14 protein-coding genes are annotated in these 14,491 nt (G+C 63.9%); 6 read left to right on the top strand and 8 right to left on the bottom strand.

Annotated elements, in window-relative coordinates; translation table 11 throughout:
• Window positions 1-157 precede the first annotated feature (157 nt).
• The 4 genes from tyrS to L8V00_RS07895 all read right to left on the bottom strand — a co-directional run bounded on the left by tyrS (window position 158) and on the right by L8V00_RS07895 (window position 4,021).
• Entirely contained in the window at window positions 158-1,444 is a 1,287-nt protein-coding gene (gene tyrS / locus L8V00_RS07910) for a tyrosine--tRNA ligase (protein ID WP_269944696.1), read from the bottom strand.
• Window positions 1,445-1,486: 42 nt separating this feature from the next.
• Complete coding sequence (locus L8V00_RS07905) at window positions 1,487-1,654, bottom strand: Trm112 family protein (RefSeq protein WP_005295682.1); 168 nt, start codon at window positions 1,652-1,654, stop codon at window positions 1,487-1,489.
• Between the two features lie 66 nt (window positions 1,655-1,720).
• Window positions 1,721-2,335 (bottom strand): hypothetical protein, encoded by a 615-nt coding sequence (locus tag L8V00_RS07900; protein WP_035005730.1) that lies wholly within the window; start codon window positions 2,333-2,335, stop codon window positions 1,721-1,723.
• 33 nt (window positions 2,336-2,368) lie between these two features.
• Window positions 2,369-4,021 (bottom strand): vWA domain-containing protein, encoded by a 1,653-nt coding sequence (locus L8V00_RS07895; protein WP_035005727.1) that lies wholly within the window; start codon window positions 4,019-4,021, stop codon window positions 2,369-2,371.
• A gap of 226 nt (window positions 4,022-4,247) precedes the next feature.
• On the opposite strand from L8V00_RS07895, the gene thiC reads away from it, so the two are divergent.
• From thiC to L8V00_RS07865, 6 genes are read left to right on the top strand one after another with little or no spacing between them, the layout of a single operon-like run.
• Complete coding sequence (gene thiC / locus L8V00_RS07890) at window positions 4,248-6,170, top strand: phosphomethylpyrimidine synthase ThiC (RefSeq protein WP_035005725.1); 1,923 nt, start codon at window positions 4,248-4,250, stop codon at window positions 6,168-6,170.
• The gene (locus tag L8V00_RS07885) at window positions 6,160-6,804 is read left to right on the top strand and encodes a thiamine phosphate synthase (RefSeq protein WP_269944695.1); all 645 of its coding nucleotides are present in this window, start codon (window positions 6,160-6,162) and stop codon (window positions 6,802-6,804) included. The genes thiC and L8V00_RS07885 overlap by 11 nt, the downstream gene beginning before the upstream one ends.
• A gap of 41 nt (window positions 6,805-6,845) precedes the next feature.
• Entirely contained in the window at window positions 6,846-8,018 is a 1,173-nt protein-coding gene (thiO, locus tag L8V00_RS07880) for a glycine oxidase ThiO (protein WP_269944694.1), read from the top strand.
• Between the two features lie 39 nt (window positions 8,019-8,057).
• Window positions 8,058-8,276, top strand: a complete 219-nt coding sequence (thiS, locus tag L8V00_RS07875; protein ID WP_035005721.1) for a sulfur carrier protein ThiS — start codon at window positions 8,058-8,060, stop codon at window positions 8,274-8,276.
• A gap of 21 nt (window positions 8,277-8,297) precedes the next feature.
• On the top strand, window positions 8,298-9,101 hold the full coding sequence (locus tag L8V00_RS07870) for a thiazole synthase (protein WP_269944693.1): 804 nt from the start codon (window positions 8,298-8,300) through the stop codon (window positions 9,099-9,101).
• A complete protein-coding gene (locus L8V00_RS07865) occupies window positions 9,101-10,327 on the top strand; it encodes a ThiF family adenylyltransferase (protein ID WP_269944698.1) in 1,227 nt (408 codons plus the stop codon). The genes L8V00_RS07870 and L8V00_RS07865 overlap by 1 nt, the downstream gene beginning before the upstream one ends.
• 12 nt (window positions 10,328-10,339) lie before the next feature.
• On the opposite strand, the gene argH is transcribed toward L8V00_RS07865, so the two are convergent.
• Genes argH through argF form a run of 4 tightly spaced genes read right to left on the bottom strand, consistent with a single transcriptional unit; the run spans window position 10,340 to window position 14,465 of the window.
• On the bottom strand, window positions 10,340-11,779 hold the full coding sequence (argH, locus tag L8V00_RS07860) for an argininosuccinate lyase (protein WP_049049362.1): 1,440 nt from the start codon (window positions 11,777-11,779) through the stop codon (window positions 10,340-10,342).
• Between the two features lie 53 nt (window positions 11,780-11,832).
• Window positions 11,833-13,029, bottom strand: coding sequence for an argininosuccinate synthase (locus L8V00_RS07855; protein ID WP_269944692.1), 1,197 nt, complete (start codon window positions 13,027-13,029; stop codon window positions 11,833-11,835).
• A gap of 60 nt (window positions 13,030-13,089) precedes the next feature.
• Complete coding sequence (argR, locus tag L8V00_RS07850; protein ID WP_011273446.1) at window positions 13,090-13,554, bottom strand: arginine repressor; 465 nt, start codon at window positions 13,552-13,554, stop codon at window positions 13,090-13,092.
• Complete coding sequence (gene argF, locus L8V00_RS07845; RefSeq protein WP_370642215.1) at window positions 13,539-14,465, bottom strand: ornithine carbamoyltransferase; 927 nt, start codon at window positions 14,463-14,465, stop codon at window positions 13,539-13,541. Before argF ends, argR begins: the two co-directional genes overlap by 16 nt.
• Between the last annotated feature and the right edge of the window lie 26 nt (window positions 14,466-14,491).

Genomic DNA, 14,491 nt, shown 5'->3' with positions numbered 1-14,491 from the left:
CGAGCCTCTCGAGCCGGTTTTATTTCCCCGCTCGCTCTCGGCGACTTGAATTAATGTACACCCAACGCCAAGAAAGACACAAATCCCCTGGTAGAGGCAGGAAAATGCAACTACCAAGGGATCGGTTAAGCACATACAGGCCGTGCGGGTGGCGTCACTAAGAAGAAGCACCAACGCGCGCACCGGCGAAACGCTTCTTACCCTTGCGCAGCACCAGCCACGATCCGTGTAGCAGATCCTCGGCGGACGGGGACCACTCGATGTCCTCGATGCGCTGGTTGTTCACGTACGCGCCACCCTCCCCGACGGTGCGTCGGGCGGCACCCTTGGATTTCTCCAGGCCGGACTCGACGAGCAGGTCCAGGATGGTGGCGTCGGCGCCGACCTCGGCAACCTCGGTCTCCTGCAGGGCGGAAGCCAGGGTGGTCTCGTCCAGATCCTGCAGCTCAGCCTTGCCGAACAGCGCCTGGGCGGCCAGCTCCACAGCCTCGGTGGCAGCCGCGCCGTGCACCAGAGTGGTCATCTCGCGGGCCAGAACTCGCTGCGCCTCGCGCTTGAAGGGCTCCTCGGCGACCTTGCGCTCCAGCTCCGCGATCTCCTCCTGGGAAAGGAAGGTGAACCAACGCAGGTAGTCGATTACCACGGAATCGCCCGCGTTAATGAAGTACTGGTACCAGGAGTACGGACTGGTCAGCTCCGGATCCAGCCACAGCTTGCCGCCTCCGGTGGACTTGCCGAACTTGTTGCCCTCCGCGTCCGTCACCAGCGGAACCGTCAGGCCGTGCACCTTGGCGCCGTTCACGCGGCGGTTCAGGTCCACACCGGAAACGATGTTGCCCCACTGGTCGCCACCGCCGATCTGCAGCACGCAGTCAAACTCGTTGTGCAGGTGCACGTAATCGTTGGCCTGCAGCAGCATGTAGGAAAACTCGGTGTAGGAAATGCCGTCGGATTCCAGGCGGCGCTTCACGGTATCGCGGTCCAGCATGGTGTTCAGCGAGAAGTTCTTGCCGACATCGCGCAAGTATTCGATGACGTTCATCTGGCTGATCCAGTCCGCGTTGTTCACCATCACGGCCGGGCTATCCACATCGCTGTCCTCGGCGAAGTCGACGAATGCCTCTAGCTGCTTCTTGATGGCCACCATGTTCTCACCGATCTGCTCCTCGGTGAGCATGGAGCGCTCGCCCACGTCGCGAGGGTCGCCGATCATGCCCGTCGCGCCGCCGGCCAGGGTGATCGGACGGTGGCCGAACTGCTGGAAGCGCTTCAGCATAATCAGCGGCACCAAGTGGCCCGCGTGCAGGGAGCTGCCCGTCGGGTCGAAACCGCAGTACAACGTGATGGGGTTCTGCGTGGCCTCCTTCAGCGCCTCCAGGTCGGTCGACTGGTTAATCAGGCCGCGCCACTGCAGCTCGTCGATGATGTTCTTGTTGTCGCTCATGCGTGCTCGTTCTCGCTTTTCTTCTGTGCTTTTTGTGCGTTGCTACTTAACGGGCCAGTCTTTAGCTTCTTCGACCAGCAGTACCGGGATGCCGTCCTGCACCGGATAGGCCTTGTTCAGGCGGGGGTTCACCAAATAGTCACCGTGATCCTCCAGCGGCTGCTTGTCGATGGGGCACGCGAGGATCTCTAGGAGCTTCTGGTCAATCATGCTGTCTACTCTAGCCGGTGCTTCGGGCTTCTTTCTTAGTGACGCCCCCTACGCCGCCCAATACTTCTAGCTTTGTTCGTCGGGCTCATTCAGAACTCCGAACTGCAGCTCCAAGAATGTGCGATTGTCCTTTAGTTCTTGGAGATTGTCCCGCAGGATAGCTTGGTGAACCTCGTCTATCTCTGTCTGCAAAACTGCCAGCGATGCGCGGAAATCTTCAACTGCCTGCCCATGCGCTGCCGTCGGCATCTCCTCCAGGATTCTGCAGGTTTCCGGAAAATAGACATCCATAATGCGACGAACCTTTTCTTCTTGGAAGGGATCCGCTTCCAAGTGGTCCCACTCTTGGACAACGTCCCGGCAGGTTTTGAAGAAATGATCCAGATCCGCGAAAAACTCCTGCCGTTGCTCGCCGGAAAGCTTTATGGATTGCTTTAGCTGTTTGATCCGGGTGCGCATTTCCTGCAGGGACTCGACTGGAGAAACAACGGCGCTGGGTTTCGGCGGCGCTTCCAGTGCCTCTTGTGGATGCCGCTCAGGCGTCAGAACACCGGCGACACCGGCGAGGGCTCCCGCCGTGATTAGCCATAAAGAACCCAGACCCACCGCAGCGTGGGCGGCCACTACGGCGACGAACACGACAAGCGCGACGATGATCTTCAGGGAGTACTTAGAGTTCACGGCTTCTTTCTGCCTAGCGGCCTGTCTTCGTTTCTATTGGTAGCTGCGGATCTCTTCGAACGCCTTGGCCAGGTCACCGCCACGCGCGTTGAAGACCTTGCCACCGGTGAAGTTCGCCAAGAAGTTCATCTCCTCCTCGCTGGCCTCACCGTACAGGATCACAAACACCGGGATCTTGTGGTTAGTCTCGGCCATCTTGTGAGTCATCTTTGTGATGAAGTCCTGGCGACTCGTGCCAGAGTTCGACTCGCCATCGGTCATCAGCACAATCGAATTCAGGGTACCGCCCTCGCCCGCACGATCGTAGGCACGCAACACGGCGTCATAAATCGCGGTTTCACCGCGCGGCTGCAAGCCGTTAACGTAACCCCGCAGGTCCTGCTTCTGCTGTGCATTGTCCGGGTCGTAGTTCTCCTGCGTGTACCCGTCCGCAACCTTGCTACTGAAAGGCATGAGGGTAATCGTCTCTCGGCGGGTGAACCCCTTCGGGTTATTGCTTTCGCCGGCGGTGCCGTCGATGAGCTTATTCAGAATGTTCTTTAGATCCGCCAAACGGTTGCCCCGCATCGAACCAGAAGTATCTAGCAGGAAGTTACTATCCGCTGGTCGGCGCAGTTGATCCCGATACAGGCTAACGAGGGAGACAAGCTGGTCCTCGGACTTCGGGTATTCGTAGTAGCGCTGTATGCCCTTGTTCTCTGCGTCCTCGCCCCAGACGTTCAGGTGGGTCTTCTCCCCTACCTCCACGCTGTGCTCCCTAAACCAATCTGCCAGGGCCTCGACTTTCGCCTGTGCATCCTCATCGGCCTTCTGATCTCCGGGGTTCCGAAGTGCCGAGATGGGGTAATCCGCAGCACCCGCGGCATTACCGGGGACGAATACCTCGATGTCGACGTTGTCGCTTTCTTTCATCGACTGCAGGACTGCCTGATAGTTGAAGATGCCGTCGGCCTTACCCGGGTTCTTCACGAAAGTGTCCCGTAGCCAGCCGGAAGACCCGGAGGTGATCGTCTGGCCGGAGAAAAAGTCCTCCATACGGCGCTCGTCCATGCTCACCTTCGAGGAATCGAAAGCCTGCCCAGGAGTGAAGTCGCTGAATTCCGCGGCTACCGAAAGGAGGGCAAGGAAACCGGAGTTGGATTCCTGCGGATCCGTCATGCCGAAGGTCAGGTCGCCACGGGCTGCGGCATCCGCGATGTCCGCCCACCTAATGTCTTTATTGCGCCACCCCAGGCGATCCACCACGTCCTGCTTGAGCCCCAGAGCTACCGGCGAACGGGCAATGCTGTGATCTTCACCCTGCGATTTTATGCCCTGGGCTTTGGCAAAGGCGTTGGTTGCAAACCAAGTGGCGTCATACTTATCCCTATATGCACCATCATTCAGGTTACGAGTGTTGACGAGTGTGCCGCTGTCGTACTCCATTTCAATGTCGAACCCCAGGTCCGCGGAGGCCTGATGGACAAACGGCTCCATGTCCGTCAGCTCCGTGGCAGCGACGATCTTCAGTGGCTTGCTGGTATCGAAGGACTTCCCGCCCAGCTTTTTGAAGCTGTCGAGGAAATCCCCCGAGCCGACTACGTATGCACCCGCTGCAATCAACAGCAAGATGACAACAAGAAGGAACTTTATGGGGCTCTTTTTCTTACCAGTGCTGTTCAAGCTACTGGGATACGGGGTCGCCATAGGGCTGATCATATTGCACACACAGCTGCTTTTCAGGGCAAATCCAACAACCGAAACGGAAACTAATCAGGCCAGAACTACACGGCTGTGATCGGTGCGTTACAGTGGGGAGCACAACCGAACACGGGCACCCGAGGTATCGGGCTGAGATCGCGCTGAAACCCGCGCGAGTACCGCTAGAACCTGTCTGGTTAGAACCAGCGAAGGAAGAGTCAGGAGAGTCTTTATGACGGATACGTCTACCCAAAACACCACCCCCACCGACGAGTACGGCGCGGAGATCCACCCGAAGCACAGCTTCTCCCCCATCGAGAAGACCGTGGAGTCCTTCGGCAAGACCTTCACACTGCAGGTGCCGGAGACGGAGATCCAGCTGGACGACTCCCCGACCGGCCCGAACGAGCCGGTGCGTATCTACCGCACCCGTGGCCCGTGGGCCGAGCCGACCAAGGGGCTGGAGGGCCTGCGTAGCGAGTGGATCGAAGCCCGCGGCGACGTGGAGGCCTACGAAGGCCGCCGCCGTAACCTGCTGGACGACGGCAACCGCGCGGTCAAGCGCGGCGAGGCCAGTGAGGAGTGGAAGGGCTCCACCCGCCCGACTCTGCGGGCCAAGGAGGGCAAGCGCGTCACCCAGATGCACTACGCCCGCCAGGGCATCATCACCCCGGAAATGGAGTATGTGGCACTGCGCGAGCACTGCGACGTGGAGAAGGTCCGCGAGCAGGTGGCCTCCGGCAAGGCCATCATTCCGAACAACGTCAACCACCCGGAGTCCGAGCCGATGATCATCGGCAACGCCTTCACCACGAAGATCAACGCCAACATCGGTAACTCCGCCGTCACCTCCTCCATCCGCGAGGAGGTGGACAAGCTGCGCTGGGCTACCCGCTGGGGCGCGGACACCGTGATGGATCTGTCCACCGGTAACGACATCCACACCACTCGCGAGTGGATCCTGCGCAACTCCCCGGTACCGATCGGCACCGTGCCGATCTACCAGGCTCTGGAGAAGGTCGATGGCGTGGCCGAGGACCTGACCTGGGAGATTTTCCGCGATACCGTCATTGAGCAGTGCGAGCAGGGTGTGGACTACATGACCATCCATGCCGGCGTGCGCCTACCTTTCGTACCGCTGACCACCAAGCGCGTCACCGGCATCGTCTCCCGCGGCGGCTCCATCATGGCCGGCTGGTGCCTGGCGCACCACAAGGAATCCTTCCTCTACGAGAACTTCGACGAGCTGTGCGAGATCTTCGCCAAGTATGACGTCGCGTTCTCCCTGGGCGACGGCCTGCGCCCCGGCTCCATCGCGGACGCCAACGACGCAGCCCAGTTCGCAGAGCTGAAAACCATCGGCGAGCTGACCCACCGGGCCTGGGAGTACGACGTGCAGGTCATGGTGGAAGGCCCTGGCCACGTGCCGCTGAACATGGTGCAGGTCAACAACGAAAAGGAGCAGGAATGGTGCGGCGGCGCACCGTTCTACACGCTGGGGCCGCTGGTCACGGACATCGCTCCGGGCTACGACCACATAACCTCCGCCATTGGTGCGGCAAATATCGCCATGGGTGGCACCGCAATGCTGTGCTACGTCACCCCGAAGGAGCACCTGGGTTTGCCGAACAAGGACGACGTGAAGACCGGTGTGATCACTTACAAGGTCTCCGCCCACGCCGCCGATGTTGCCAAGGGCCACCCGGGCGCCCACGAATGGGACGACGCCATGAGTAAGGCCCGCTTCGAGTTCCGCTGGCACGATCAGTTCGCCCTCTCCCTGGACCCGGACACCGCGCAGGCGTATCACGACGAAACGCTGCCTGCGGAGCCCGCGAAGACCGCGCACTTCTGCTCCATGTGTGGCCCGAAGTTCTGCTCCATGCGCATCAGCCAGGACATCCGCGATGCCTTCGGCGACGAGATCGACGAGGCGCTGGCCACCGACCAGAAGCAGTCGCTGGTCAAGGACCTGGGCTTGCCGGGCTTCGGCCGACAGAGTGTAGACGGCGTAGACGGCCTCAACGCTGCGGGCGAGGAGGAAATGGCTGAGGAGTTCCGCCGCGCGGGCTCCCAGCTGTACCTGAACCGCGACGAGGCGAAGGAAGTCGCCGAGGATCTGCAGAAGGAGGCGGCAGCGCACAGTGAGCGCTAACTTGGATCTGCGCTGCTACCTGGTCACGGGCGCCCCTCACGAGAAGGTCGTGGACGTGGCCGCAGCCGCGGCCGCCGGGGGTGCGGGCGTGGTACAGGTGCGCAGCAAACCGATCAGCGTGCGCGACCTCACGGCACTGGCCATCGAGGTCGCCGCCGCGGTGCAGCAGGCCAATCCGGCTACCAAGGTGTTGATTGACGACCGCGTGGACGTTGCCGCCGCCCTCATGCCGGAGCACAACATCCACGGCGTGCACATCGGCCAGGACGACCTGGACCCACGCTTGGCTCGTCAGGTTTTGGGCAAGGATGCCATTATCGGGCTGACCACCGGCACTCTGCCCCTGGTGCAGCAGGCCAACGAGTATGCGGATGTGATCGACTACATCGGCGCCGGGCCTTTCCGCCCCACCCCCACCAAGGATTCCGGCCGCGAGCCGCTGGGGTTAGAGGGTTATCCCGCGCTGGTGGAGGCCTCGCGCGTGCCGGTGGTTGCCATCGGCGACGTGCGCGCGGAGGATGCCGCCGACCTAGCTGCCACGGGTGTGGCGGGAGTTGCGATCGTTCGCGGGTTCATGAACTCGCCCGACCCGCGCGCCACAGCACGGCAGGTGCTCACTGGTTTTTCTTCGTGACGCCCACCGCTTTCAACCCGCCCCAAAGGAAGTGAATAGAAGTGACTAATCCCAGCCCCACTATTTCCCAGCACTATGACCACATAGTGGTCGGCGCGGGGATCGTGGGCCTATCCACCGCCTTTAAGCTGGTGGATCTCGGGGCGGATCCGGCCACCGTGGCGGTGATCGACCCCGCCCCGGTGAGCGGAGCCTCCTTCGTCGCGGGCGGCATGCTGGCCCCGGTCGCAGAGGTGCAGTATAAGCAGGAGCCTTTGTACCCGCTGATGGTGGCGTCCAAAAACTTGTACGACGACCTGCTGCAACAGCTGGGCGAAAAGACCTCCCTAAGCACCGGCCATAGAACAGAATCGACCTTCGTGGTGGGGGCGGACCGGGCGGACGCGCGGCACCTCACCGAGCTGACCGAGCACCAGCACGGCCACGGTATGGAGGTGCAGCGACTACCGCTGCGCCAAGCGCGCAAGGCCGAGTGGGGGCTCAGTCCGCAGCTATCCGGCGTGGTCGAAATCCCCGGCGACCACCAGGTGAACCCTCGTATGTACTGCGCGGCGCTGCTAGATGCGCTGCGGAACATGGGGGTGGCGATCATCGACGAGCGGGTGAGCCACATCGAAGACGGTGTGGTGACGACCGACGCGGCGACGCACACGGGCGACATGGTGTACCTGTGCAACGGGCTGGGCGCCGGGCAGGTGCGCGGCTGGTACGAGGGCGAGCAGTCACCGCTGAAGCTGCGCCCCGTGCGCGGCGATATGCTGCGGCTACGAGTGCCGGAGGGGATGGAGGCGCCCGTGGGGCGCGTCATCCGGGCGTTTGTGGAGGACCGGCCGGTGTACATCATCCCGCGTACCGACGGCACGATCGCCGTGGGCGCGACCAGCCGCGAGGACTCGCGACGCGGCCCCGCCGTGGATGGGGTGTACACGCTGCTGCGCGACGCGATCCGGATTGTGCCGGGCATCCAGGAGTGCGAATTTATCGAGGCGATCACCGGCGAGCGGCCTGGCACGCCGGATGATCTCCCCTACCTAGGGAAAGTCGGCGAGAAGCTGGTGGTTTCCACGGGCTACTTCCGCCACGGGATTTTGCTGTCTGCGCTGGGGGCTACAGTGGGGGCAGCGCTGGGAATGGGCAAGCCGGTGTCTGCGTTGGAAGCTGAGATAGCCCCAGAGATGAACCTAGCCAGCTGCGCGCCACTGCGGCATGCCTAAAGCTGCGGGGCGTACGCACAAACGATCTGAGGAGGATCGATGAACTACACGGTGAATGAAGAGCCACGGTCGGCCGACAAGGCACCGAGCGTGGCGGAGGTCGTGGCTGCGGAGACGGGCCGCGAGGTTTCCGAGAACGAGGGGGCGAAGGGAGTCGCGGTGGCGGTGAACCGCTCCGTGGTGCCGGCAAGCGACTGGGGGCGCGCGCTGGAGGACGGCGACGCGGTGGACATCCTGATCGCCGTCCAGGGCGGCTAAAGGCGGCTAGAGGACAAGATCATGCTGAAGATCGCGGACAAGGAATTCGATTCCCACCTGGTTATGGGCACCGGCGGGGCCAGCAGCCAATCACTGCTGGAGGACGCGCTGGTGGCCAGCGGCACGCAGCTGACCACGGTGGCGATGCGCCGCCACAGCGCCAAGACCACCGGCGGCGGCGAGAGCGTGTTCGAGCTGCTGAACCGCCTGGGCATCGACGTGCTGCCGAACACCGCCGGGTGCCAGACCGCCCGCGATGCAATGCTGACGGCTCAGCTTGCGCGCGAGGCGCTGGGAACCAACTGGGTGAAGGTGGAGGTCATCGCCGACGACCACACACTGCTGCCCGACGTGGTGGAGCTAGTGGATGCCTGCGAGATGCTGGTGGCCGAAGGCTTCGTGGTGCTGGCCTACACCAGCGACGACCCGGTAGTCGCCCGCCGGCTGGAGGACGTGGGCGTGCACGCGGTCATGCCGCTGGGCTCCCCCATCGGCACGGGCCTGGGAATCCTGAACCCGCACAATATCGAGCTGATCTGTTCGCGCGCTCAGGTTCCGGTGCTTCTGGACGCCGGTGTCGGTACTGCCTCCGACGCGGCCCTGGCGATGGAGCTGGGCTGCGACGGAGTGCTACTGGCCAGCGCAGTGAACCGCTGCCAGGACCCGGTGGCGATGGCGCAGTCCATGAAGGCGGCTGTGGAGGCCGGCCGGCTGGCACGAGAGGCGGGGCGCATTCCCCAGCGCACGCACGCCCAAGGTGCCTTGGCCTCCTCCAGCTTTGACGGCCTGGCCAGCTGGGATGGCTGGGCCGACGAGGTGCTGTGATGCTCGGCGACTACACCTCCGACTACACCACGCTGCCCGCCGAGGAGCTAAAGCGCGTCGCCCGGCAGACGATCCTGCCGGGCCACGGGCTGCGGGAACAAGAGCGACTGCACGAAGCGCACGTGCTGGTGATCGGCGCGGGCGGGCTCGGCTGCCCCTTGATGCAAGCCCTGGCCGCGGCGGGGGTCGGCGAGATTTCCGTCATCGACGACGACACGGTGGACATCACGAACATCCACCGGCAGATCCTCTTCGGAGCCAGCGACGTCGGCCGCCCCAAGGTGGAGGTCACCGGAGAACGACTGCGGGAGTTGCAGCCCGGCCTAATCTTTCACGGCATCCATGGGCGCCTGCGCGCCGACAACGCCGCTGAGCTGCTAGAAGACGTGGACGTGCTGATCGACGGGTCGGATACCTTCGCCACGAAGTTCCTGGCCGCCGATGCCGCCGAGGCCACCGGCACTCCCCTGGTCTGGGGTTCAGTCCTGCGCTACCGCGGCGACGTGGCCGTCTGGTGGTCTGGCCCCGGCGCTGGCACTGGCGCCGAAACGGCTGGCCGGGGCGTGGGCATGCGCGACCTCTACCCCTCCCAGCCGGACCCCGACAGTGTGCCGGACTGCGCCACCGCCGGAGTGCTGGGCGTGACGACCTCGGTGGTCGCCGGCCTGATGGCCACGGAAACCATTAAGTTCCTGCGAGCCCCGGACGGTCGCGCGCAGCAGGTCGGGCGGTTGCATATTTATGACGCCCTCACGGCCAACATCCAACACTTCAACGTGGCCGCCGATCCCCAGCGGCAGCCGGTCAGCGAGATCGTGGAGGAGGACATGTCGAGCTGCGCGGTTGATAGCGCTGGAGCTGACGCAGCCGAGGAAGATACGGCCGCTTCCCTGCTGAGTAGCCTCGCCGACGGCGCAGCGGTTGCCATCGACGTGCGCGAGCCGGGTGAGAAGGCCATCAAGGATCTGCCGTCCTTTGCTGAGCACCCGGGCTACCACCTGCCCACCACTGTGTGGAGCGAGCAGCCGGAGCTAGCCGAGCAGCTCATTGAGAGTCTTGCTGCCGAGGACAGCAACGCAGAGGGAAGCGTGGACGCAGTGGTTTATTGCGCGTCCGGCAAACGCTCCGCGAGCTTCGTCGACCGCTTTGCACAGCACGCCGCCGGGCAGGGAGTGCGTTTGCACAACCTGCCCGGCGGGGCGAATGAGCACGGGGTCGGGATCTAAGCCCACTGACTCTTAGACCAGGCGGGTTTTCTCCGCCCACTTCCGGTCGGCGGCAGCGGCCTCACGCACGCGCTCCTTCTGCTCGGCAACGCGCACCCCGGCGGTGCCGCCACGGGTAGCGCGGGAGGCAACTGCACCGTCGATGGTTAGCACCTCGCGCACCTCCGGGGTCAGAGCCTCGTGCACGCCCGCCAGCTCCTCATCGGTCAGGTCCACCAGGTCCACTCCACGCGATTCCGCAATGCGGACGCAAGAGCCGGAGGCCTCGTGGGCCACGCGGAACGGCACGCCCTGGCGAACCATCCACTCCGCCAGGTCGGTGGCAAGTGTAAAGCCTGCGGGGGCGAGCTCGCGCAGACGCTCCGGGTGGAATGTCAAGGTACCGACCAGCCCGGCCATCGCCGGGAGCAGCAGATTCAACTGTGCGACGGAATCCGCGATGGGTTCCTTATCCTCCTGCAGGTCGCGGTTGTAGGCCAGAGGCATGGCCTTCAGGGTGGCCAGCAGGCCGGTGGCGTTGCCAATCAGGCGGCCGGTCTTGCCACGCATCAGCTCGGCAACATCCGGGTTCTTCTTCTGCGGCATGATCGACGAGCCGGTGGACCACTCGTCGGCCAGCGTGACGTAGCCGAACTCCGGGGTGGACCAGGCGATGACCTCCTCCGCCAGGCGAGAGAGATCCACCGCCACCTGGGCAAACACAAAGGCTGCCTCAGAGGCGAAGTCGCGGGAACTGGTGGCGTCAATAGAGTTATCCGCAGCAGAGTCAAAGCCGAGCTCCTCCGCGATGGCCTCCGGGTCGAGCGCCAGGGAGGAACCGGCAAGCGCACCGGAACCATACGGGGACACAGCCAGGCGCTTATCCAGATCCTGGAAACGCTGCACGTCGCGCAGCAGCGGCTGTGCGTGCGCCAGCAGCTGGTGGGCCAGCAGTACCGGCTGGGCGGCCTGGAAGTGCGTCTTACCCGGCATGATGGCCTCTGGGTGGCGGTCAGCCTGAGCCACCAGCGCGTCGACGACGTCGAGCACGCCCGCCGTGATGTCGCGGATCGCGTCGCGCACCCACATGCGGAACAGGGTAGCCACCTGATCGTTACGGGAACGGCCCGCGCGCAGGCGGCCGCCGACCTCGGGGCCAACGCGGTCAATCAGGCCGCGCTCCATTGCGCCGTGGACGTCCTCGTCGCTGGGTTCGGGACCGAAGGAACCATCGGCAACGTCCTCGCCCAGCTTCTGCAGGCCGGCGATGAGCGTGTCGAAGTCCTCGTCGCTCAGCAGATTGGCCTTGTGCAGCACCCGCGCGTGAGCCTGCGAGGCCAGCACGTCGTAGGGGGCCAGAACCCAGTCGAAGTGCGTGGACTTCGACAGGGCGGCCATCGCCTCAGTTGGGCCGCCGGAGAATCGGCCGCCCCACAGGGCGCCCTCGTTCGTGCCGTGTGCCTCGGTGGTCATGTTTGGGTGTGCCTTTCTGCTCTATTTATCCAGTTGCCTAGTTAGCTGGTCACCTAGTTAGCCAGGTCGCGCTTAGCGGCGATCTTGGAGGACAGGCCGTGCAGCTCCACGAAACCGCGGGCCATGGACTGGTCGAAGGAGTCGCCCTCGTCGTAGGTAGCCAGGTTGAAGTCGTACAAGGACTTACCGGAGCGGCGGCCGTTGACGGTGATGGCACCGGCGTGCAGCACCAGGCGGATGTCGCCGGTGACGTGGGTCTGAGTGGAGTCGATAAACGCATCCAGGGAGCGCTTCAGCGGGCTGAACCACAGGCCGTCGTAAACCTGGTTGGACCACTCGGCGTCGATGCCGCGCTTGTAGCGGGCCAGCTCGCGCTCGACGGTGACCGCCTCCAGAGCCTCGTGGGCGCGGATCAGGGTAATGGCGCCCGGAGCCTCGTAGATCTCGCGGGACTTGATGCCCACCAGGCGGTCCTCAACCATGTCCAGGCGGCCGACACCCTGCGCACCTGCGCGGCGGTTCAGCTCCTCGATGGCCTCCAGGACGGTGACCTTCTTGCCGTCGATGGCCACCGGCACGCCGGACTCGAAGGAGATGATGACCTCGTCCGGTGCCTGGCCCAGGCCCGGATCCTCGGTGTAGGCGTAAACGTCCTTGGTCGGGGCGTTCCAGAGATCCTCCAGGAAGCCGGTCTCCACGGCACGGCCCCACACGTTCTGATCGATGGAGAACGGGGAGGACTTGGACTGCTCGATCGGGATGCCGTTTTCCTCGGCGAAGGCGATGGCCTTCTCGCGGGTCCAGGCGTAGTCGCGGACCGGGGCGATGATCTCCAGGTCCGGGGCGGTGTTGGCGAAGCCAACCTCGAAGCGGACCTGGTCGTTGCCCTTGCCAGTGCAGCCGTGGGCGACGGCGGTACCACCGTGCTCCTTGGCTGCATCCGCCATGTGCTTGACGATCAGCGGGCGGGAGATCGCGGAGACCAGCGGGTACTCCTTCATGTACATGCCGTTGGCCTTGATGGTCGGCAGGCAGTAGTCGTTGGCGAACTCGTCGCGGGCGTCCACGACGATGGACTCCACGGCGCCGGCACCGAGGGCGCGCTGGCGGACGGTCTCCATGTCCTCGCCGCCCTGACCCAGGTCGATGGAGACGCAGACGACCTCTGCATTGCGCTCCTTGGCGATCCAGCTGATGGCCACGGTGGTATCCAGCCCGCCGGAGTATGCGAGTACTACGCGATCCTTCATTCTTTACGCTTCCCTTCGAAAGTCTTCTTGCGTTCTAGTTGTTGTATCCGTTATTTGATTTTAGCTATGTGCCAGCTGGAAGAAGTACTCCCCCAGCTCCTTGCCGTTGAGCGGCTCCCGTGCCAGGACGAACACGGTATCGTCGCCGGCGATGGTGGCCACCACTCGGTTTACGTCCGAGCGGTCCAGGATGCTGGCCAGGTACTGCGCAGCGCCGGGTGGGGTGCGCAGTACGGCGATGTTTCCGGAGTGGTCGTGGTCGACCAGCAGCTCGGCCAGGACGCGCCGCAGCTTGTCCGGCCCATCCACGCGCACATCGTCGGACAGGGAGTAGTAAACCTCCCCGCCCACGCGCACCTTCTTCGCGCCGAGGTCCACCAGGTCGCGCGACAGGGTGGCCTGGGTGACGTCGATGCCGCGGTTCACCAGGATTCCCAGCAGCTCGCGCTGGCTGCCGACCTTCTCGGCACCGATGATCCGCCCGATCATGTCCTGCCGGGCTGTGCGAGTTAGCGAAGAAGCCATACCAACAGTGCCTTCTGTGCGTGCAGGCGATTCTCCGCCTCATCGAAGACCACCGACTGCGGCCCGTCGATGACCTCCGGCGTCACCTCGCTGCCGCGATAAGCCGGCAAACAGTGCAGGAAGATTGCATCGTCCTTGGCGGTACCCATCAGCTTTTCGTCCACCTGGTAGGCCCGCAGCGCGCTGCGGTCTTCGGAGGCATCCTGCCCCATGGACAGCCAGGTGTCGGTAATCACCACGTCCGCCCCCGTGGCGTCCACCTTGTCGGTGACGGTCACAGTCGCGCCGGTCAGTTCGGCGCGCTTCTTGGCGCGTTCCACGAACTTCGCCTCCGGTTGGAAACCCTCTGGTGCGGCGATGGTGATGTTCACTCCCGCCGTGGCGAATCCCAGCATGTAGCTGTTGGCCATGTTGTTCGCGCCGTCGCCGAAGTACACCGCGTTCAGGCCCTTGAGCTCGCCCTTGTGTTCCTTGATGGTCACCAGGTCGGCGAGGATCTGGCAGGGGTGGAAGTCGTCGGACAGGGAGTTGACGATCGGCACGCCCGCGGTCTCCGCCATCTGGTGGAGGTTGTCGTGCGCGCCGGTGCGCCAGACAATCGCGGTGACGTAGCGGGACAGGACCGCGCCAGTGTCCTGGAAGGTCTCTCCCTTCCCCATCTGCGAACTTCCGCTGTCCACGACGATGGCGTTGCCGCCCAGCTCGGTGATGCCGGCGTCAAAAGAAAAGCGCGTGCGCGTAGAGGTCTTGTCGAACAGCACGGCAACGGAGCGGCGCTCCAGCAGGTTGCGGTAGCCGTTGCCGTAGCGGTTGTCCTTCAGCTCCTCGGCCAGCGCCAGCACTTCGGCCTGCTCTTCCGGGGTGAGGTCGTCGTCGGCCAGCATGTGGCGCAGCGGCCCCTTGTTCTGCAGGTGCAGGTTTGTCATGTGGTGTCTTC

The organism is Corynebacterium evansiae, from assembly GCF_027570065.1.
Lineage (GTDB): Bacteria > Actinomycetota > Actinomycetes > Mycobacteriales > Mycobacteriaceae > Corynebacterium > Corynebacterium evansiae.
Note: the sequence above shows the minus strand (reverse complement) of the source record. Positions and strands in the feature narration are given on the sequence as shown.

Bases quoted from the DNA above. Each gene is read 5' to 3' on its own strand.
- tyrS (WP_269944696.1), bottom strand. From the start codon at position 1,444: ATGAGCGACAACAAGAACATCATCGACGAGCTGCAGTGGCGCGGCCTG.
- L8V00_RS07905 (WP_005295682.1), bottom strand. From the start codon at position 1,654: ATGATTGACCAGAAGCTCCTAGAGATCCTCGCGTGCCCCATCGACAAG.
- L8V00_RS07895 (WP_035005727.1), bottom strand. From the start codon at position 4,021: ATGGCGACCCCGTATCCCAGTAGCTTGAACAGCACTGGTAAGAAAAAG.
- thiC (WP_035005725.1), top strand. From the start codon at position 4,248: ATGACGGATACGTCTACCCAAAACACCACCCCCACCGACGAGTACGGC.
- thiS (WP_035005721.1), top strand. From the start codon at position 8,058: ATGAACTACACGGTGAATGAAGAGCCACGGTCGGCCGACAAGGCACCG.
- L8V00_RS07870 (WP_269944693.1), top strand. From the start codon at position 8,298: ATGCTGAAGATCGCGGACAAGGAATTCGATTCCCACCTGGTTATGGGC.
- L8V00_RS07865 (WP_269944698.1), top strand. From the start codon at position 9,101: ATGCTCGGCGACTACACCTCCGACTACACCACGCTGCCCGCCGAGGAG.
- argH (WP_049049362.1), bottom strand. From the start codon at position 11,779: ATGACCACCGAGGCACACGGCACGAACGAGGGCGCCCTGTGGGGCGGC.
- L8V00_RS07855 (WP_269944692.1), bottom strand. From the start codon at position 13,029: ATGAAGGATCGCGTAGTACTCGCATACTCCGGCGGGCTGGATACCACC.
- argR (WP_011273446.1), bottom strand. From the start codon at position 13,554: ATGGCTTCTTCGCTAACTCGCACAGCCCGGCAGGACATGATCGGGCGG.